Source organism: Epilithonimonas zeae (assembly GCF_900141765.1).
GTDB classification, from domain to species: domain Bacteria; phylum Bacteroidota; class Bacteroidia; order Flavobacteriales; family Weeksellaceae; genus Epilithonimonas; species Epilithonimonas zeae.
Genome location: NZ_FSRK01000001.1, coordinates 2,512,347 through 2,532,630, shown reverse-complemented (window position 1 = coordinate 2,532,630; position 20,284 = coordinate 2,512,347). Strand labels below are relative to the sequence as shown.

18 protein-coding genes and 2 tRNA genes are annotated in these 20,284 nt (G+C 34.0%); 14 read left to right on the top strand and 6 right to left on the bottom strand.

Annotation, left to right across the window (positions count from 1 at the left end; translation table 11 throughout):
* Nucleotides 1-45: 45 nt before the first annotated feature.
* Nucleotides 46-1,068 (bottom strand): class 1 fructose-bisphosphatase, encoded by a 1,023-nt coding sequence (fbp, locus tag BUR19_RS11555; RefSeq protein WP_074235461.1) that lies wholly within the window; start codon nt 1,066-1,068, stop codon nt 46-48.
* A 240-nt stretch (nt 1,069-1,308) separates the two neighbouring features.
* On the opposite strand from fbp, the gene BUR19_RS11550 reads away from it, so the two are divergent.
* The 4 genes from BUR19_RS11550 to BUR19_RS11535 all read left to right on the top strand — a co-directional run bounded on the left by BUR19_RS11550 (nt 1,309) and on the right by BUR19_RS11535 (nt 4,757).
* Nucleotides 1,309-2,547 carry an aspartate kinase gene (locus BUR19_RS11550; RefSeq protein ID WP_074235460.1) on the top strand — a complete coding sequence of 413 codons (1,239 nt, stop codon included), beginning with the start codon at nt 1,309-1,311 and terminating at the stop codon, nt 2,545-2,547.
* Between the two features lie 7 nt (nt 2,548-2,554).
* Nucleotides 2,555-4,399: a lysophospholipid acyltransferase family protein gene (locus tag BUR19_RS11545; protein WP_074235459.1), complete on the top strand. Its 1,845-nt coding sequence runs from the start codon at nt 2,555-2,557 to the stop codon at nt 4,397-4,399.
* A gap of 92 nt (nt 4,400-4,491) precedes the next feature.
* Nucleotides 4,492-4,564: transfer RNA gene (locus tag BUR19_RS11540), tRNA-Phe, on the top strand.
* A gap of 120 nt (nt 4,565-4,684) precedes the next feature.
* A tRNA-Phe gene (locus BUR19_RS11535) sits at nt 4,685-4,757 on the top strand.
* Between the two features lie 117 nt (nt 4,758-4,874).
* Here BUR19_RS11535 and coaD read toward each other — a convergent pair.
* The 3 genes from coaD to BUR19_RS11520 all read right to left on the bottom strand — a co-directional run bounded on the left by coaD (nt 4,875) and on the right by BUR19_RS11520 (nt 7,013).
* The gene (gene coaD, locus BUR19_RS11530; RefSeq protein WP_074235458.1) at nt 4,875-5,345 is read right to left on the bottom strand and encodes a pantetheine-phosphate adenylyltransferase; all 471 of its coding nucleotides are present in this window, start codon (nt 5,343-5,345) and stop codon (nt 4,875-4,877) included.
* Between the two features lie 73 nt (nt 5,346-5,418).
* Complete coding sequence (locus BUR19_RS11525; protein WP_074235457.1) at nt 5,419-6,402, bottom strand: D-alanine--D-alanine ligase; 984 nt, start codon at nt 6,400-6,402, stop codon at nt 5,419-5,421.
* Between the two features lie 245 nt (nt 6,403-6,647).
* Nucleotides 6,648-7,013: a diacylglycerol kinase gene (locus tag BUR19_RS11520; RefSeq protein WP_074235456.1), complete on the bottom strand. Its 366-nt coding sequence runs from the start codon at nt 7,011-7,013 to the stop codon at nt 6,648-6,650.
* A 115-nt stretch (nt 7,014-7,128) separates the two neighbouring features.
* Here BUR19_RS11520 and dnaN point away from each other — a divergent pair, with 115 nt between their 5' ends.
* The 5 genes from dnaN (at nt 7,129) to BUR19_RS11495 (ending at nt 14,580) form a co-directional block, all read left to right on the top strand.
* Nucleotides 7,129-8,259 carry a DNA polymerase III subunit beta gene (gene dnaN / locus BUR19_RS11515; protein ID WP_072998965.1) on the top strand — a complete coding sequence of 377 codons (1,131 nt, stop codon included), beginning with the start codon at nt 7,129-7,131 and terminating at the stop codon, nt 8,257-8,259.
* Nucleotides 8,260-8,418: 159 nt separating this feature from the next.
* Entirely contained in the window at nt 8,419-10,818 is a 2,400-nt protein-coding gene (gene pheT / locus BUR19_RS11510; protein WP_074235455.1) for a phenylalanine--tRNA ligase subunit beta, read from the top strand.
* A 73-nt stretch (nt 10,819-10,891) separates the two neighbouring features.
* Complete coding sequence (locus tag BUR19_RS11505; RefSeq protein WP_074235454.1) at nt 10,892-12,148, top strand: photosystem II stability/assembly factor-like protein; 1,257 nt, start codon at nt 10,892-10,894, stop codon at nt 12,146-12,148.
* A gap of 192 nt (nt 12,149-12,340) precedes the next feature.
* A complete protein-coding gene (hemN, locus tag BUR19_RS11500) occupies nt 12,341-13,699 on the top strand; it encodes an oxygen-independent coproporphyrinogen III oxidase (RefSeq protein ID WP_074235453.1) in 1,359 nt (452 codons plus the stop codon).
* A 50-nt stretch (nt 13,700-13,749) separates the two neighbouring features.
* Entirely contained in the window at nt 13,750-14,580 is an 831-nt protein-coding gene (locus BUR19_RS11495; protein WP_074235660.1) for an alpha/beta hydrolase family protein, read from the top strand.
* Between the two features lie 2 nt (nt 14,581-14,582).
* On the opposite strand, the gene BUR19_RS11490 is transcribed toward BUR19_RS11495, so the two are convergent.
* Entirely contained in the window at nt 14,583-15,047 is a 465-nt protein-coding gene (locus BUR19_RS11490) for a hypothetical protein (RefSeq protein WP_074235452.1), read from the bottom strand.
* 95 nt (nt 15,048-15,142) lie between these two features.
* On the opposite strand from BUR19_RS11490, the gene BUR19_RS11485 reads away from it, so the two are divergent.
* The 3 genes from BUR19_RS11485 to BUR19_RS11475 all read left to right on the top strand — a co-directional run bounded on the left by BUR19_RS11485 (nt 15,143) and on the right by BUR19_RS11475 (nt 17,139).
* The gene (locus BUR19_RS11485) at nt 15,143-15,586 is read left to right on the top strand and encodes a 6-pyruvoyl trahydropterin synthase family protein (protein ID WP_074235451.1); all 444 of its coding nucleotides are present in this window, start codon (nt 15,143-15,145) and stop codon (nt 15,584-15,586) included.
* Nucleotides 15,587-15,683: 97 nt separating this feature from the next.
* Nucleotides 15,684-16,301, top strand: a complete 618-nt coding sequence (locus BUR19_RS11480) for an outer membrane beta-barrel protein (RefSeq protein ID WP_074235450.1) — start codon at nt 15,684-15,686, stop codon at nt 16,299-16,301.
* 157 nt (nt 16,302-16,458) lie between these two features.
* On the top strand, nt 16,459-17,139 hold the full coding sequence (locus tag BUR19_RS11475; RefSeq protein WP_074235449.1) for a porin family protein: 681 nt from the start codon (nt 16,459-16,461) through the stop codon (nt 17,137-17,139).
* 45 nt (nt 17,140-17,184) lie between these two features.
* Here the strand turns inward: BUR19_RS11475 and BUR19_RS11470 are convergent, their stop codons facing one another.
* The gene (locus BUR19_RS11470) at nt 17,185-18,381 is read right to left on the bottom strand and encodes an exo-beta-N-acetylmuramidase NamZ family protein (protein ID WP_074235659.1); all 1,197 of its coding nucleotides are present in this window, start codon (nt 18,379-18,381) and stop codon (nt 17,185-17,187) included.
* 4 nt (nt 18,382-18,385) lie between these two features.
* On the opposite strand from BUR19_RS11470, the gene BUR19_RS11465 reads away from it, so the two are divergent.
* Nucleotides 18,386-19,615, top strand: a complete 1,230-nt coding sequence (locus BUR19_RS11465) for an ABC transporter permease (RefSeq protein ID WP_074235448.1) — start codon at nt 18,386-18,388, stop codon at nt 19,613-19,615.
* A 41-nt stretch (nt 19,616-19,656) separates the two neighbouring features.
* Nucleotides 19,657-20,262 (top strand): LURP-one-related/scramblase family protein, encoded by a 606-nt coding sequence (locus BUR19_RS11460; protein ID WP_074235447.1) that lies wholly within the window; start codon nt 19,657-19,659, stop codon nt 20,260-20,262.
* Nucleotides 20,263-20,284: the final 22 nt, after the last annotated feature.

Here is a 20,284-nt window from a genome sequence, read left to right as displayed (position 1 = left end):
AAAAGACCGACGAAATCGGTCTTTAGTATAGATTAAGATTGAAAATTAATCTTTGTGATTAACAGCTTTTGTCATAAATTCTTCAGCCTTAGTTACCATTGCTGCGCTACCACAGAAAAATGGAACACGCTGGTGAAGCTCTGTCGGTTCGATTTCCATAATTCTTTTGAAACCGTCACTGCATTTTCCGCCAGCTTGTTCTGCCAAAAATGCCATCGGATTACATTCGTAAAGTAATCTCAATTTTCCATTCGGCGATTGTGAAGTGGAAGGGTAGATGTAGATGCCACCTTTCAGCATATTTCTATGAAAATCAGAAACCAAAGATCCGATATATCTTGAAGTGTAAGGCCTGTCGCCTGCTTCTTCCTGACAATATTTGATATAATCTTTCACGCCTTGTGGGAATTTAGCATAATTTCCTTCGTTGATTGAGTAGATTTTTCCTGAAGTTGGAAATTTGATATTTTTATGAGAAAGGTAATAAGTTCCGATAGAAGGATCAAGTGTGAATCCATTGACGCCGTTTCCTGTGGTATAAACAATCATAGTAGAAGAACCGTAAACAATATAACCTGCAGCTACTTGATTAACGCCTTTTTGTAAAAAATCTCTAAGTTCAACAGGGGTCCCTGGATTGGTAACTCTTCTGTAGATGGAAAAAATTGTACCTACTGAAACGTTAACATCAATGTTGGAAGAACCGTCCAAAGGATCAATCAAAACAACATATTTACTAAGGTGTGCATTTTCTGTACATTTGATTTCGATAAAATCATCACTTTCTTCGGAAGCAATTCCGCAAACAACTTCTCTCTGAGACAATGCAGCGATGAAAATATCATTCGCCAAAACATCCAGTTTTTGCTGATCTTCACCTTGTATATTTTGATTGCCCACATTTCCAATAATATCAGCAATTCCGGCTTTGTTCACTTCTCGGTTGACGACTTTTGATGCAATCCTGATGGAACTGATGAGACGGGAAAGTTCCCCTGTAGAATACTTGAAATCATCCTGCTTTTCAATGATAAATTCTCCTAAAGTCTGTAAAGCCTGTTGTGACATATTGGGTTAATTTGATTTTCTACAAAACTAATTTTTTTTTCAAAGAAATAAAACAAAATTTATCAATTTTTGATGATACTTATCATAAAATCATTAATATGGTTTCATTATTTCACTTTGAAACATTAGAAAAAAAATGACTGATTTTTATATTTCGTTCATTATTAATATTTTTGAAGGTTAATAATCAATTAACGACTTCTTAATTCTTAATAAAAAAGTTTAACGGTAAAAAATCTAATGAAAGTTTACAAATTTGGTGGTGCGTCTGTAAAAGATGCTGAAGGTGTGAAAAATGTAGCCTTGGTTCTAGAAACTCAGGGGTTTGAAAAATGTTTAGTTGTGGTTTCCGCAATGGGAAAAACGACGAATGCTTTGGAAAAAGTAGTCGAATATTATTTCAAGAAGCAGGATTATCAGGCAGAAATTGAGTTAATCAAGAAAAATCACATCGATATTGCCAAGGGGTTATTTTCAGAAGGTCACGCTGTTTTTGGGGAGATATCATTATTTTTTGATGATATTGATTCTTTTTTAAGAAGAAATAAATCGCCGAATTACAACTTCGTTTACGATCAGGTTGTGAGTTGTGGAGAGATGATTTCGTCTAAGATTCTGAGTGAGTATCTTAATGATATTCAGTTTTTCAATCATTGGTTAGATGCGAGAGATTACATCAAAACCGACACAAATTACAGAGAAGGTATTGTAAACTGGCAGGAAACGGAACAGAATATTTCTAAGCTGGATAAAATCAACTGTTATGTGACTCAGGGATTTATCGGTTCTGAAAGTAATAATTTTACAGTGACATTAGGTCGTGAAGGTTCAGATTATACTGCAGCAATCTTTGCATATTGCTTAAACGCAGACGAAATGACTATCTGGAAAGACGTTCCGGGTGTGATGACTGGCGATCCGAGAAAATTCGAGAATGTAGAACTATTGTCACACATTTCTTACGAAGAAGCGATTGAGATGGCTTATTATGGAGCTTCTGTTATTCATCCAAAAACACTTCAGCCACTTAAGCAAAAAAATATTCCGTTTTTTGTAAAATCCTTTGTAGAGCCTAAAGAACCAGGAACTAAAGTGGGGAATTCTACAGAAAATGAATTGATAGAAAGTTATATCCTGAAAGAAAATCAAACATTGCTGAATGTAGAAACACGAGATTTCTCTTTCATAGCCGAGGATCACATCAGTTTAATTTTTACGCTTCTGGCAAAGTATAAAATTAAAGTTTCTTTGATGCAGAATTCAGCAATTTCATTAGCTTTATGTCTGGAAGATAAATTTGGAACTGCAAATGATTTTAATGAAGAATTACAACAAAACTTCATTACCCAAATGACAAAAAACGTATCTTTATTTACTGTCAGAAATGCTGAATTGGATAAGTTGGAAAAATTCTACAAAGACAAAAAAGTATTGCTGGAGCAGATTTCCAAAAAAACCTTCCAAATGGTAACCATGTAAAAACACTATGAGTTTAATTTCAAAAGAAGATTTGATAAAAGCCGCAGGACTCGATAAAATTGGTTTTCTCAAGAGACCGGTTGCCTCGGCAATTATGAATCTTACTAAAATAAATGAAGTCAATAATCTTTACAATAAACTGATCCATACCCAAGGTGTGCAGTTCTTTGATGAGTTTATCAGAGAGCAGGAACTCAGTTATATTGTTTTCGAAGAAGATTTGGCAAAAGTTCCCAAAACAGGACCTTTCATTATTGTTTCCAATCATCCGTTGGGCGCTTTAGACGGGATTTTGATGTGTAAAATTCTGTTGCGTGTTCGTCCGGATTTCAAGGTTATGGGGAATTTTCTTTTATCGAAAATTAAACCAATGGAACCTTTCGTCATCTCAGTTAATCCTTTTGAAGGGAGAAAAGATGCTTACAATAGTTCTTCCGGGATGCGAGAAACCTTCAAACATTTGCAAGAAGGTGGATGTATCGGTATTTTTCCTGCTGGTGAAGTTTCTAACAAGAATAATGAGTACGGCGAAGTTCTGGACAGACCTTGGGGAAAAACTGCACTGAAGATTATCAAAAAAGCAAGAGTTCCGGTAGTCCCAATGTATTTCCACGCAACCAACAGTAAAATGTTTTATAATGTTTCTAAGCTGCATCCGGATTTACAAACCTTGATGCTGCCAACCGAAATGATGCGAAAAAGAGATAAACCAATCAGAATAAGAATTGGAAAGCCAATCTCTGTGAAGCAAATGGAAGAAGAAGAAACTTTGGAAGAGCTGGGCGACTATCTTTATAATAAGGTTTATATGCTGAAGTCTTATTATGAAAGACGAAAAAGCATAACTGAGAAATTAAAGCTGCCTAATATGGTGCTTAAAAATCCGCTTCAGAAACAAAATAATATAGTACAGAATATCATAGATGAAACGCCTGTTGAAGATATTGTTAATGAAATAGAAAAATTAAAAGTTGCCGAAAATAAGAAACTTTTTTCTCACGGTGATTATGATGTTTTCTTTACAAAGTCAGAAGAAATTCCTTCTATTATGAGGGAAATCGGGCGACAAAGAGAGCTAACATTCCGAGCGATTGGAGAAGGAACCAATCTTCCTTTTGATTTGGATGAATATGATAACCATTATCATCATCTTTTTCTTTGGGATAATGCAGGCAAAAAGCTGGTTGGTGCCTACAGGATGGCTTTGGGTTCTGAGGTGATGAAGAAATTTGGGATTGATGGATTCTACACAAGCTCACTTTTTGAGTATGATCCGGAATTGCAACCGTTTTTCCGAAAAGTAATAGAAATGGGAAGAGCTTATATTTCAATTGAATATCAGCAAAAACCATTTCCATTATTCTTGCTTTGGCGCGGAATTGTTCACGTTTGCCTAAGAAATCCTGAACACAAATTCCTGATGGGCGGTGTAAGCATTAGTAATAAGTTCTCAGAATTCTCGAAATCGTTGATGATCGAATTTATGCGTTCTCATTATTATGATTCTGCTGTAGCGCAATATATCCATCCGAAAAATGAATTCAAGGTTGTGATGAAAGAGCGAGACAAAGCTCTATTCTTTGAAGATATGGATGCTGATCTTAATAAATTAGATAAAATTATCGACGATCTTGAACCTGAACTTAGATTGCCTGTTTTGATCAAAAAATACATCAAGCAAAATGCAAAAATGATCGCTTTCAACGTGGATCCGAACTTCAATGATGCGATTGATGGATTGATGTATATCAGGATTAGCGATCTTCCTGAAGATACAATTAAGCCTGTTTTAGAAGAATTGAGTGATTTTTTCAAAGCGCAAACTGAAAAAAAATCTTCTGATAATCAATGATTTTAAATAAAATGTGTGAAGAAATTCTAATATAATTTGCATTATAAGAATAAAGAATATACTTTTGCACCACTCAAAACAAAACGAGTGATGGTTTCTTAGCTCAGTTGGTAGAGCAACGGATTGAAAATCCGTGTGTCCCTGGTTCGATTCCTGGAGAAACCACTTACAAACCGCCTAACTAAGGCGGTTTTTTAAATAAAAAAAATCAAATTAGTAGCAATCTAATTTGGATTATATGAGTAAAGAGTGTATTTTTGCACCACTCAAAACAAAACGAGTTATGGTTTCTTAGCTCAGTTGGTAGAGCAACGGATTGAAAATCCGTGTGTCCCTGGTTCGATTCCTGGAGAAACCACTTAAAACCACCTAATTTAGGTGGTTTTTTTATAAGTAATCCAGAACAAAATAAGAACAAAATCCAATTTTGTTCTGAAAATAAAAAAATCCTGAAGCTAACTTCAGGATTTTTAATTTATTTTTTTTCAACTCTCACAGCATCAGGAACCATAATTTCATAGTTCCCGCCATAAGAAATAATTTCCCTTACAATGCTGCTGCTGATATAAGATTTTCCGGAGGAAGTCAAAAGGAAAATAGTTTCAACCGTATTTTCTCTGGTTAAAGCTCTATTGGTTTGCGCGATCGATTTTTCGAATTCGAAATCGGCTGGATTTCTTAGGCCTCTCAAGATGAAATTCACGTTTTTACTTTTACAGTAATCGATTGTCAAGCCTTCAAAATCATCAACTTCCACATTTGGAAATTTTTCGAATGTTTTTCTGATGAATTCTTTACGTTGTTCAAGAGAGAACATATATTTTTTCTGAGAATTCTTTCCGATGGCAATAATGATTTTGTCGAACAACGGGACAGCGCGCTCCACAATATCATAATGACCCAGAGTGATTGGGTCAAACGACCCTGGAAAAACAGCAATTTTCATAGAAATTTTAAATTTTAGATTATGAATTTTAGATTTCTCAAATAATTTAAAATCTAAAATTTATCATTTATAATTATTTGTTAAGTGCTTTTTCTACTTCGTTTCCGCAAAGGTCTTTGATAGAGATTCCGTAGATTTTTGCCTGTTGTGGAAGGATGCTTGCCGGAGAAAACCCGGGATTTGTATTCATTTCCAAAAGATGTGGGATTCCATCAACGATAATGAATTCTGAACGGGAAAATCCACTCATTCCAAGCGATTTGTAAGCTTTTATGGAAATTTCTTCTACCTTTTTTCTGGTTTCTTCATCAATTCTTGCAGGCGTAATCTCTTGAGAAGCACCTTCATATTTGGCTTCGTAATCGAAGAATTCTTTGTCTGGAACAATTTCCGTAATTCCTAAAACAATCACTTCGCCTTTGTAATCCAAAACGCCAACGGAAACCTCCATTCCGTTAAGAGCACTTTCGATAAGGATTTCGTCATCTTCTTTATAAGCAAATTCAATTGCGTTTTTAAGCTCGTTTTTATCTTTCACTTTAGAAATTCCAAGAGAAGAACCACTTTGATTGGGCTTTACGAAAAGCGGAAGCCCAAGTTTTTCTACAATCTCATCGTCAGAAACTTGCTCACCATTTCTTAGATAAATACTTTTTGCAGAAGGAATTCCGTATTTTGATAAAACAGCTAACGTATCTTTTTTATTGAATGTCAGTGCACTTTGATAGAAATCACAGCCTGTATATTTTTGTCCAATTGCGTCCCAGTAAGCTTGCATAATTCCATTTTCGCCTGGCGTTCCGTGGATGATATTGAAACAAACATCAAAGTTAAGAATGTCTCCATCGCCGAGGTTTACTGAGAAATCTGCTTTGTTGATGAATCTTTTTTTATCTTTTTCGTCTAACAAATACCATTCATCTTTTAGAATTATTACTTTGTAAACATCATAAAGTTCACGGTCAAGTGAATCAAAAATTAATTGTCCGCTTTTAAGAGAAACTTTGTATTCATCAGAATAACCGCCCATTACAACGGCTACATTTTTTTTGCTCATTTTAGAAATATATTGAAAACAAATGTAAAGATTTTATGAAAAAGATAGGATTAAAATTTTTCTAAATATTGTAATTAAGAATTTAAAGGGAACTGAAAAATACAAAGGCACAAAAGAATCTATATTTATTGTAGTGTTTTTAAGACACAAAGTTTAATTTCATTAAATAAAAATCTTTTATTTTCTTGTGTCTTAAAACGTTTATATAATTAAAAAAAATCATTGTGCCTATGTGTTAAACCGCTTTAATGAAATAACAATTTCAAATAAGGCCAATAAACCAAAATGCCAACACAAACCGAAGAAATCGTAGCCAACATTACCGCGCCACCAGCTAAATCCTTAATAATTCCAATTCGGGAATCAAACTCAGGTTGGATGTAATCACAAATTTTTTCAACACAAGTATTCAAAGCTTCTGTTACCAAAACAAAAAAGCAACAAAGAATAATCATAGCTGTTTCGATATTTGAAAGCTCAAAAAAAACAATCAGAAAAAGATTAATAATCAATCCTAAAATATGAAACTGGAAATTCCTTTCGTTTCTCAAAATCCAAATAATTCCTCGGAAGGTGAACAAAACACTTTTATGAAATGGCGGTTTTTTCATTGTGATAATATCAACAAAGATAGATTATTATCATAATTGTTAATAACTAAATTAATACACCTTTTACAATCGAACCGAAATCATTATATTTGTGGAATTGAAATAAATACAGTTTATGAGATTTATTGTTGCCAGTGGCGATTTGCAAAAAGCTTTACAGACGGTAAGTGGCGTGATTTCCGGTTCACAATCCAGACCAATTTTGGAGAATTTTCTTTTCGAGTTAGACCAGAACTTGTTGACAGTTACGGCTTCTGATGGTGAAACGACGTTGATCACTTCCCTTGAAGTGAAGTCGGATGACAAAGGAAAATTAGCAGTTCCAGGGAAGATTTTTCAGGATTTCCTGAAAACTTACGGTGAGCAGCCTTTGACTTTGGCGGTTAAAGATTCTGAAGACGGAAACGGAAGCGTTTTGGAAATTTTGGATGAAAAAGACAATTTCGCAGTGGCTTTGGATAATGCGGACGATTATCCGGAATTGCCGGAATTTGATGCATCTCAGAAAGTAACAATTGGAGGAGGAATTTTAGCAGAAGCTTTGGCTAACACTTTGTTTGCTACAAGTAATGATTCTCTTCGTCCTGTGATGACTGGTGTTTTGTTTCAGTTCAAAGAAGATGAGACCAATTTTGTTTCCACAGATTCTCACAGATTGGTGGTTTACAAAAGAACAGATATCGTACATCCGGAGACTTTGGAATTCATTATGCCAAAGAAACCTTTGTCAATTTTCAAAAACATTCTGAATAATTCCAACGAAGATGTTGTGATTGAATTCAGTGATAATATGGCGAAATTCACATTTGGAAATAATATTTGGATTTGTCGTTTGATAGACGGGAAATATCCGAATTACAACGCAGTAATTCCTAAGGAAAATCCAAACGTTTTGACCATCAACAGAAGCTTACTTTTAGGTTCTATCAGAAGAGCATCTATTATGTCAAACAAATCGACCAATCAGGTAAGATTCAAGTTGTCTGGCAATGTTCTACATCTTCACGCAGAAGATACAGAGTACGCAAACAAAGCGGATATGCAGATTCCTTGCGACTATAATGGCGATGATATCAATATTGGTTTCAGTTCAAAATTCCTGACAGAGATGTTATCCGTTTTGGCTTCTGACGATATCACAATGAAAATGTCTCAGCCAAACAGACCAGGAATCGTAGAACCGGTTGACGGATTGGAGGAGAACGAAAGTATCCTGATGCTGTCAATGCCTGTAATCGGTTTATAATTTTAAAATTAATCATATTTAAAATTTGAGATTTGAAATTCAAGTCTCAAATTTTAGTTTAAAAACTTCTTATAAGTTACATCGTTGTGAACTTAAAAGCAGTTTAAATTAAAAAAATCTTTGCGCACTTTGTGTTCAAAAAATTCAAATATAAAAAGAATGAAAATTTCTAATAATTGGCTTAAAGATTATATCAAAACAGACCTTAATTCTGAGAAAATCAGTGCATATTTGACCGATATCGGTTTGGAAGTGGAAGGTGTTGATAAATTCGAAAGCGTCAAAGGAAGTCTGGAAGGAATTATCGTTGGCAAAGTTCTGACTTGCGAAAAACATCCGAATGCTGATAAACTAAGCAAAACAACAGTCGATGTTGGCAACGGAAAAATTCTGGAAATCGTTTGTGGAGCGCCGAATGTTGCTTCTGGGCAAACTGTTCCTGTGGCTGTGGTAGGAACAAAAATCTATGCAAAAGACGGCAATTCTTTCGAAATCAAAAAAGCTAAAATCCGTGGCGAAGTTTCCGAAGGAATGATTTGTGCCGAAGACGAATTAGGTTTGAGCGATGACCACGCCGGAATTATGGTTTTGGACGAAACAAAATATGAAGTTGGGAAACCTTTCGCTGATTATTTTGAATTGACAAACGATGAGGTTTATGAGATTGGATTGACGCCAAACAGGACCGACGCCATGTCACATTATGGTGTTGCAAGAGATTTGCAGGCTTTTGTGTCTTCCAATAATTTGAAGTCAGAATTTACGAAACTAGAATCTAAAGTTTTAAACATCGAAGGTTCTCACGATTTCAAATTAGAAGTCGAAGATTCTGAATTGACGCCAAGATATCTGGGTGCTGTCATAGAAAACGTAGAAATCAAAACGTCTCCAGATTGGTTGAAAGATAGATTGAAAGCAATCGGACTTTCGCCAATTAACAACGTTGTTGATATCACCAATTATATTCTTCACGGCCTTGGACAACCGCTTCACGCTTTCGATGCAGAAAAAATTGCAGATAAAACTGTGAAAGTTGGAACCGTAAAAGCTGGAACCAAATTCAAAACTCTAGATAATGTTGAAAGAACTTTGAACGGTTCCGAAATCATTATTAAAGACGGAAAAGATAAACCAATGTGTATTGCTGGAGTTTTTGGTGGAAGCGAAAGTGGTGTTTCATCTGAAACCAAAACCATTTTCTTAGAAAGTGCTTATTTCAATCCGGTAGCGATTAGAAAAGCGTCTAAGTTACACGGTTTGAATACTGATGCATCTTTCCGCTTTGAAAGAGGTGTTGACCCAAATAATGCCAGAACAGCTTTGACTCACGCAATTAGTTTGATTCAGGAATTGGCTGGCGGAAAATTAGTTGGAGAGATTCTGGAACATTATCCTGAAAAAATCAAAGACCATTATGTGGTTTTCAGATATTCGAAATTAGACCAGATTCTGGGAACTAAAATCCATAGAGAAAAAATCAAAGAGATTTTAAAATCTCTTGATATTCAGATTCTTAATGAGATTCAAAACGGTCTTGAATTATCTGTTCCTGTTTATAGAGCAGATGTTACAAGAGAAATCGACGTTATTGAAGAAGTATTGAGAATCTACGGTTACAACAAAATCGATGCGCCGAAAAAAATCTCTTTCACACCAGTAAAATTGAGTTTCGATGATCAAGATGCTTTAGAAAATTCTTGGGCAAGAACATTGCAATCCAACGGTTTCCACGAAGTGATGAACAACTCACTGACTTCTGTAAAAGATGAAACCAATGCTGTGAAATTGTTGAATCCTTTGAGTAATGATTTGGCATTTATGAGAAAGTCTTTGTTGGAAGGACTTTTGGAAAATGCAATTTATAATATCAATAGAAAATCATCTGATATTAAGTTTTTCGAATTAGGGAAAATTTACCATAAAAAAGAAAAATACGAAGAAAGAAAGCAATTGGCGATTCTGACAGCTGGTAGAGAAGTTTCGGAAAACTGGCGTCAGCCAAAAAGCGCAACGGATTTCTATTATCTGAAAGCTTATGTAAAAGTTCTTTTAGAAAAGCTTAACCTTGAACTTAACGAATCTGCGTTAGATGACGACCGTTTTTCTGATGCTTTGGAAATCAAATCTGACGGAAAAACTATAGCAAGAATAGGAAAAGTTAGTCCTCAAATGTTGAAAGATTTTGATATCAGCCAGGAAGTTTTCTATGCAGAAATCGAATTGGAAACTTGCCAAGCTTTGAGAACAAAAGAAAATTTGAAATTCATCGATATTCCGAAGTTTAATAAGATTAGAAGAGATTTGGCTTTGTTGGTTGATAAAACGATTACTTATGCAGAATTATATGAGTTGGCAAAATCCAATAAATCACCTTTCTTGAAGAATATTAATTTATTCGATGTTTATGAAGGTAAAAATCTTCCGGAAGGCAAAAAATCTTATGCATTAAGTTTTGAACTTCTGAACGAAGAAAAAACTCTTGAAGACAAAGATATCACAGAAGTAATGAACTCTCTTATCAAATCTTTTGAAAAAGAGTTCAAAGCAGAGTTAAGATAAAAACTCAATTATAAAAATAAAAAATCGGGAAATTCTCCCGTTTTTTTTTATTTTTATAGAAAAATTTAAAACTGTGAAAAAAATATTTATTTATTTTGTACTTAATATTGCAAATACTGTACTCTCACAAACTTATAACTGGCAAGCTCTAAATTATCCGTCATCTACTACAGGTCGATACGATGATGTCTTTTTTCTGACCGAAAATCTTGGTTGGGCAGCAAGAGGAGGAAATGGAGCCGTTTTCAAAACAACCAATGGCGGTTCAACCTGGATAGAACAAGTTGTAAGTTCACAGACTGGACAATATTTCAGAAATATAGAATTCCTCAATGAGAATATCGGTTTTCTCGGAACACTCAATAATAACTTTTATAAAACAACAAATGGAGGAACAACGTGGACAAAAGTCAATAATATTTCTCCTTATCCAGCTGCAATTTGTGGTTTAGATTGTGTTGGAGAATCAACTGTTTATGGCTGTGGAGCCTGGTTTTCTCCGGCTTATGTTATTAAGTCAACAGACTCCGGTAGTACTTGGAAGTTTATTGACATGTCGACTTACGCATCTGCTTTGGTCGAGGTTCAGTTTATTGATGAAAATATCGGTTTTATTTCAGGAAGTGACGAACAGGGCGCGGTGATTCTCAAAACAACTGACGGTGGCGATTCCTGGGACAAAATTTACAGTGCAGGAGAATACGGCGATTATGTCTGGAAACTACAGATTTTTCCTGGTAACAAAACAATATTTGGTTCAATAGAATCTGAAACTCAAGGAAAATTACTGAAAACTTTTGACGGCGGATTAACTTGGCAGACCAAAAATTTCCCAGACCCATATGTTCAGGCTGTTGGTTTTGTTTCCGAGACACACGGTTGGATGGGCGGCCATAATTCAGGCTTTATGGAAACTTTTGATGGTGGAAATACTTGGGTCAATAACAGTCTCGGAGGTTCTCTCAATCGGATTTTTTTCGTTAATGGAGCAACTGCTTTTGCATCTGGAAATCAGATTTACAAAATGACAACAACGGGCTTGTCAACCAATGAATCTGGCAATGAAAAAGTTGAAAATCTAAAAATTGAAGTCGTTCCAAATCCGGTAAAAGATAAACTAAATTTGAACATCAACTACATCCATTCCGACCATATTATTATAGGATTGTATGATTTGACAGGGAAGTTTCTAGGGAATATTCTTAAAGATAATATCAGTCAAAAAGGACTGAAAAAGTATTCATTAGATTTCAAATATCCTATAGGTGAATATCTCTTGGCGGTACAATCCAATTTGGGAAGACAGTCTATAAAAATTATGAAGAAATAGTTTTAGGAGCTTAATCCCGCTATCCACTATATCTTTTTCTTTTTTTGCCAAAAAAGAAAAAGGATGCCGTTACTATCGGGGCTAGGGCATTTGTCATCAATATAGATTTCGATATTAGAAATAGAAACCACCAATCAAAAATCATCCCTAATTCAAAATCATTCCAAACATAGTTTTCGTAACTTTGCAGTGATGAATTCTTTAGTTGATAAATACAATATTCCAGGTCCGCGCTACACGTCTTATCCTACAGTTCCTTATTGGAATGAGGTCGATTTTACTGCAAACCTTTGGAAAAAATCCGTAATAAAATCCTTTTCAGAAAGCAATTCTGAAGAAGGAATTTCCATTTATATTCACCTGCCTTTTTGCGAAGCACTTTGTACATTTTGTGCTTGTCACAAAAGGATTACGAAGCAGCATTCGGTAGAAATTCCTTATTTGGAAAGTGTCTTGAAAGAATGGAGATTATATCTTGAATTATTCAATGAAAAACCGAAGCTGAAAGAACTTCATTTGGGTGGTGGAACTCCGACTTTTTTCTCTCCAGAAAACCTTAAAACACTTTTACAAGGGATTTTCGATACAGTTGAAATTGCAGAAGAACAGGAATTCAGTTTTGAAGGTCATCCTAATAATACAACTAGAGAGCATCTTCAGACTCTGTTTGATTTAGGCTTTAATAGAGTGAGTTTTGGTGTCCAGGATTACGACCTGAAAGTTCAGAAAGCAATCAACAGAATTCAACCTTTTGAAAATGTGAAAAATGTTACTGAATGGGCAAGAGAAATTGGCTATAAAGGAATCAGTCACGATTTGGTTTTCGGATTGCCACATCAAACTTGGGAAGCAACAGAATATACGATTAGAAAAACTTTGGAGTTGAAACCAGATCGATTGGCTTTCTATTCTTACGCACACGTTCCGTGGGTAAAAGGTGTTGGACAAAGAGGTTTTGACGAAAGCGATCTTCCAAGTGGCGATGAGAAAAGAAGATTGTACGAAGACGGGAAAAAACTCTTAGAAGAACTAGGTTATATTGAGATTGGAATGGACCATTTTGCGTTGAAGCACGATGATCTTTATCAATCGTTGATTCAGAAAAAACTGCATCGTAATTTTATGGGTTATACATCCAGTAAAACCCAGTTGATGGTAGGTTTGGGAATGTCAGCAATTTCCGATTCTTGGTACGCTTTTGCGCAGAATGCAAAAACGGTGGAAGAATATCAGAAGATTGTAGAAGAAGGTGAGATCCCGGTTTTTCGTGGTCATATTCTCGATAATGAAGATTTAATAATTAGAAAACATATTCTGAATCTGATGTGTCAATTGGAAACGAGTTGGGATTTACAAAATTCATTTCCGGAAATCGAAAATGCGATTGAAAAATTGAAAGAAATGGAATCTGACGGTTTAGTTGAAATATTAGACAATCAAATTAAAATCACAGAAAAAGGACGGGCTTTTACACGAAATGTAGCAATGGTTTTTGACCTCAGAATGATGAGAAACAAACCGGAAACCCGGATTTTTTCAATGACGATATAATGATTAAAAGAAGTTTTAGTAACTTCTTTTTTATTTTAAATAATATTGAAATGAATTTAATCAAACATAAAAATATAATCCTGAAAGGTCAAAAAGAATTTCTAGCTGATGCTTTTTATCTTGAGTCTAAAGAAAAATTTCCATTAATCATTTTTGTTCACGGCTACAAAGGCTACAAAGATTGGGGTGCTTGGGAACTGATGGGAGAGACGTTTGCGAAAGCCGGATTTTATTTTGTTAAATTCAATTTTTCACATAATGGAACTACGATTGAATACCCAAATCAATTTGCAGACTTAGAAGCTTTTGGAGAAAATAATTATTCCAAAGAACTAGAAGATTTGGAAGTGGTTATAAATCATTTTAAAAATCAGAAAGAAGTTGATTCTCAAAATATAACTTTACTTGGGCACAGTAGAGGTGGAGGGATTTCTATAATCAAAGCTTCTGAAAATAGTTCGATTTCAAAGTTAATTACACTAGCAAGTGTTTCTACACTTGACAGATTTCCTAAAGATGAAGCTTTTGAAAACTGGAAAAATGAAGGTGTTTACTTAGTAGAAAATGCCAGGACTAAACAAAAAATGCCTCATTATTTTGAGTTCTATCAAGATTTTGAAATTAATAAAGAAAGATTTGATGTAGAAAAAGCCTGTGAAAAACTCGCAATTCCAAGTTTATTTATTCACGGTTCTGCTGACGAATCTGTTTCTTTAAGCCATTCTGAAAATCTTAAACAATGGACAAAGGATTCTCAAATCAAAATCATTGGAAATGCCAATCACACTTTTGGGGCAAAAGAACCTTGGGAAGACGATTCTCTTCCAAAAGAATTAGATGAAGCCGTTGAAGTTTGTATTGATTTTTTAAGAGAAAAATAAACTTATTTTTTCTTCAAAAGGTTATTGTTTTCTATCCAACGTTTGCTGGTATTGATGTCTTTCAAATACCAAATATCATTGGCATTCATCAGATAAAGACTGTAAATAATAGGTGTTGCAATCTGCTTGCCTTCCAAATAATTGGCTCTGATAGAAATGGCATTTCTTTTACGAATAAAATCGCCACTGAATATATTGGAATAAGTTTGTCCGGTAGCTTTATCATCAATCAGCTCAATCAAAGTGATGCTGTTATCTTCTTTGAATTCGAGAATATGACGTTCTGAATGATCTTCAAAATCTTCTACTAAAACAAATTTTTTATTGTTAATTGTGTAGCCAGAAGCATCCTTCATTTTTTTGTGTTTACTTTCAATTTTCTGCAAAATATCATTGATAGCAGAAAAATTCTGAGAATAAAAATAAACAGAAGAGGTTAAGCTTAAGAATAGGACTAATTTTTTCATTTTGATGTGTCTTCTCTACAAAATAAGCTATTGTAAACTGGATACACAAATCTTTAACAAAAATTATAAAACAGATTTTTGATTATCTTTGCAAAATGATACGGATTACAAAAATTTTCACTTTCGAAACAGCACACGTTCTTTATAATTATGATGGTAAATGCAAAAATATGCACGGTCATTCCTATAAATTATTTGTAACAGTGAAGGGTAATCCAATCAATAATCTGGATGATCCAAAAAACGGGATGGTTGTAGATTTTGGCGATATTAAAAAAATTGTAAAAGAAGAAATTGTAGATATTTGGGATCATGCTGTTCTGGTGAATGGCGCTTCTCCGCACAAATCTTTGGGTGAAAATCTACAGAATGAAGGTCACAAAGTTATTTTTTGTGATTATCAGCCGACTTGCGAAAATATGCTTTATGATATTGCTTCGAAAATCAAATCTAAACTTCCTTCCGAAATCCAATTAGCTTATCTTAAACTTCACGAAACCGAAAATTCTTATGGTGAGTGGCTTGCTGAAGAGAACTGATTTATTGTATTATAGATAATTTTAAGTGCCTTTTTTTGTTAAATATTTGGTGTATTAATAAATTTTAATACTTTTGCACCCTAAAATTTAACAAACAATGAAAAAATTATTAGTTATTGGTGCGATTGCACTTTTCGGAGCTATGAATGCACAAAAGAATACTATCCTTGTTGGTGGTGATATTTCTTTACTAACTTCAAAAGACAAATTCGGCTCTACAACAACAAATGAAAGTAATACATTTAACTTCAATCCAAGAGTTGGTTACCAATTTACAGATAATTGGACTGCTGGTGTAAAATTAGGTGTTGGCACAGGGAAAGTTACAGAGCAAATTTCTGGAACTTCTTATGAGGGAACGGAAAAAATAAATAATTTTACTTACGGCGTATTTGGTAGATACACTCAGCCATTGAGTGAAACTTTTGCAGTATTTGGTGAATTAGATGTTTATGCAAGTAATGGTAAAGTAACTTACTCTACTAATGCACCTGGAAATTTTTCTTCCACAAACAAAACTACAGGTTTTGGTGTAATGTTTACTCCAAATTTGTTTATTAACTTTAAGAATTCTTTTGGATTGAACTTCAACATTGGTGGTTTAGGTTATGAAACTAGCAAAGTAAAAGATTCTGACTTCAAAACTAATGCATTTGGTTTTAGTTTCGGAAAAGGAGTTACTGTAGGTATTTCTAAAAACTTCGGTACAAAATAATATCGAATTATAATAAAACAAAAACCTCGCAATCTGCGAGGTTTTTTAATTGAAATATAAGTCTTTAATCCAATAGAAAAATCAAATTTTTATAAAATTAACTAATTTTGATTTTTGTTAAAATTTTCTTAAAATTGCAGACTTAAAATTAATAACAATGAAAAAACTATTTTTAGTTGGTGCTTTGGCACTTTTCGGAGCTATAAATGCTCAAACAACATTTGGAGCTAAAGCTGGATATGCTTTATCACAAATGAATTCTGATGATGAGGATGATATGGAGTTTGAAGGGATTGGGGTTGATAAGAAATCAAAATCCGGATTTTATGTTGGAGGATTTGTAGAACATAAATTGACCGACAAATTTGCACTTCAGGGTGAGCTTCAATATGCAGAATTGGGTGGAAGATATCAAGGGAAATTACAAGAATCTGGTTACCACGCAACATTAAATATGGATTTTAAAATCAATCAGATTTTGGTTCCAATTTCTGCAAAATATTATCCAACTGCTAATTTTTCATTATCAGCAGGACCTTACTTAGGTTTTGTAGTTTCAAATAAATTCGAAGCAAAATTCAAAGATTCCAATCTTCCAAAAGAAGTAATTGCTGAAGCAAATGCTGAATTAAGTGAATATAATGAAATGTTCAGTGATTCTTTTGATGAGAGTTTACAAAAAGTTACATTTGGATTACACGTTGGTGCAGAATATACTATCTACAAAGGTTTGTTAATTGATGCTAGATATAATTTTGGACTTTCCAATTTAGAAAAGGATACTAATACTTCAACAAAAATGAGTTTCTTTCAAGTTGGATTAGGATACAAATTTTAATTCGATTTCTAATAAAACAAAAACCTCGCAATTTGCGAGGTTTTTTTAATTTGGATAGAAAACATATTTCTGCCTTGTTTTCTCAAAATTTTCTAAATCTTTTTTCCAACTATTTTTTATTTCTTTTTCAGATTTGCCAGCAATGATTTGTTTTCTAAGTTCATCATTTCCAGCTAACTTATCAAAAAATAGATTTTTCAGGAAATAATCTTGTTGTGGATTTTTATAATTCTTGTAAGACTTCAAAAGCCATTCTAAATTTAATTCTCTTAAATCTTGAGAGTATTGACTCAGGTTTTCGCCGTAACAAAGTTTTCCATTCAGGAAAGGATCTTTTGCACCTTCTGTTGGTTTTGGTGTGAATTGATATGAGAAATCTTTTGTCCATGGGGAACCATAGATTTGAAATGGTAAATCAGTTCCTCTTCCTACAGAAACCTGCGTTCCTTCAAAAAAACAGAGACTTGGATAGAGATTGATAGATTTATCATTTGGAAGATTTGGAGACGGTTTGTCAGAAACACCATAACGTTGCTGTTTATGATAATTCAGCATTGGAATCAACGTGTATTTTGCAGTCACTCCGTTTTTCAACCATTTTTCTCCGTTCACCATTTTCCCGTATTCGCCTATTGTGAGTCCGTAAACAACAGGAACATTATGAAGTCCAATAAAACTTTTCCATTGATTTTTCATCATTGGTCCATCTGTGTAACCGTCGTGTGGATTTGGCCTGTCAAGGATAATCACTTCAACATTATTTTCAGCGGCAGCTTCCATAATATAAGATAGTGTCGAAATATAAGTGTAAAATCTTACCCCAACATCTTGGATGTCAAACAAAATAACGTCAGCACCTTTCAGATATTCGGCTTTTGGTTTTTTGTTGTCACCATACAATGAAACAATCGGTAAGCCGGTTTTACTATCAGTTCCATTTTTAACGTGTTCGCCGGCATCAGCAACGCCTCGAAAACCGTGCTCAGGCGCAAAAATAGATTTGATTTTTATATTATTTTCGACCAAGAAATCAACCAAATGTTTTCTGTTTTTCAGAAGACTGGTTTGGTTAGCTGCGACAATGACGTTTTTATTTTTTAATAAAGGAAGATACAGTTCCGGTCTGTCAGCAGCGGTTGCAAAACAATCTTTGGATTGATTTTGAGATTTAATAAATGGTATTGAACTAAAATAAATTAGCAGGATAAAAACTAAAGTTTTATTTTTGAAGCTTAAACTCATTGATTTGAATTTTCCGTTATATTTCTCGAAAAAGATAGCGTTTTCCAAAGATAACAAAAATAATCTCTCCAAGGTGATTGTCTATATCGGTAGGCTTTCTGTTGCTTTGGGCATCATAGTTTCGCTGATTACAATCTCTACAGGTCTTGGCTCCAAAAAGGCTATTGAAGATAGGATTTCCAATTTCAGCGGGGATATTTCTGTAAAATCGACGCGTTCCAATTCTTCTTACAATTCATCTGTTTTGGATGCAAACGGACTGGATACCAATGCTGTGAAAGCAATTCCTGGCGTTGCTGGTTTACAATCTTATGCATCGGTAAGTGGAATCCTAAGAACTGAAAATAATTTTGCGGGTATCATTCTGAAAGGTGTTGGAAAAGATTTCGATAAGGAGAGATTTCAACCGTTTATGATTTCGGGATCGATTCCGGATTATAAAGAAGACGGTTATAATAACGAGGTTATTTTATCAGAAAAAATCGCCAGCGACCTTTCACTCAAAGCGAACGACAGTATTGTTGCCATCTTTTCAAAAGAAGACCAAAAACCGATTTATAGAAAATTTCTGATTAAAGGGATTTACAAAACCGATATCAAATTGGTGGATGATCTTTATATGATTGGTGATATCAATCACGTTCGCAAAGTGATGAATATGAATGATAAAGAAGTAGGCGGACTTGATATTTTCCTGGATGACACGAGCGAAATAGATACTACTTTTCCTCAAATTGAAAGATACATCGGTTATAAAAATTATGCAGAAAAAGTAACAGAAAAATATCCTCAGATTTTGGATTGGGTTAATATTTTCAATCAGAATATATCTTTGATTATTGCCATTATGCTGATTGTTGTAGTCATTAATATCATTATGGTTTTACTGATTTTGATTATCGAAAGAACCAATTCCATAGGGCTTTTGAAAACATTCGGAGCTTCTAATGCGCAGATCAGATCAATTTTTATTAATTATACATTAATTATAATGATTCCAGGATTGTTGGCAGGAAATGTGATAGGAATCGGATTATTATTGATCCAAAAATATACAGGAATTATCAAGCTTGATCCGGAAAATTACTTCATCAGTACAGTTCCGGTAGATCTTAACCCGTTATACATCATTTCGATTTCGGTAGGGATTTTCATCGTATCGGGCATCGCAATGATTTTACCAAGTTACTTGATCAGTAGAATCTCACCACTAAAGGCTATTAAATACAGTTAATTAATTTTTATAGATTTAAAGATCTTAAAAAAAATACTTAAATGATACTAAAAAACCTCAATTATCCGCTTGATTTCAAATTCAAGATCACCACATTGGCCAGCGATTTCAACATTACGGACAAAAATGGGAATTATGTGGCTTATGTTCGACAGAAAATGTTTAAACTGAAGGAAGACGTGATTGTTTTCAATGATGAAAGCAAAACTCAAGAATTATTTAATATCAAAGCTAATCAATGGATAGACTTCAACGCATCTTATATGATTACGGATTTGGTTAATGGCAAAAAATTCGGAAGATTAGCAAGAAAAGGTGTTCGTTCTATCTGGAAATCACGTTATGATATCATTGATGAAAATGACCAGCCAAAATATCAAATCAATGAAGATAATGGTTGGGTAAAAGTTTTCGATAGTTTCATTGGTGAAATTCCAATTATAGGTTTGTTCACAGGTTATTTTCTGAATCCTTCTTACACCGTAAAAGATAATGCGGGTAAAGAATATTTCAGACTGAAAAAAATGCCTTCTTTGGTTGGAAGGAGATTTCAATTGGAAAGATTAATTGATATTGATGACGAAGACGAATCTCTTGTTGTTTTGAGTTTTCTGATGATGGTTCTTTTGGAAAGAGCGAGAGGATAATAGCCTTTATTAAAATAATAGA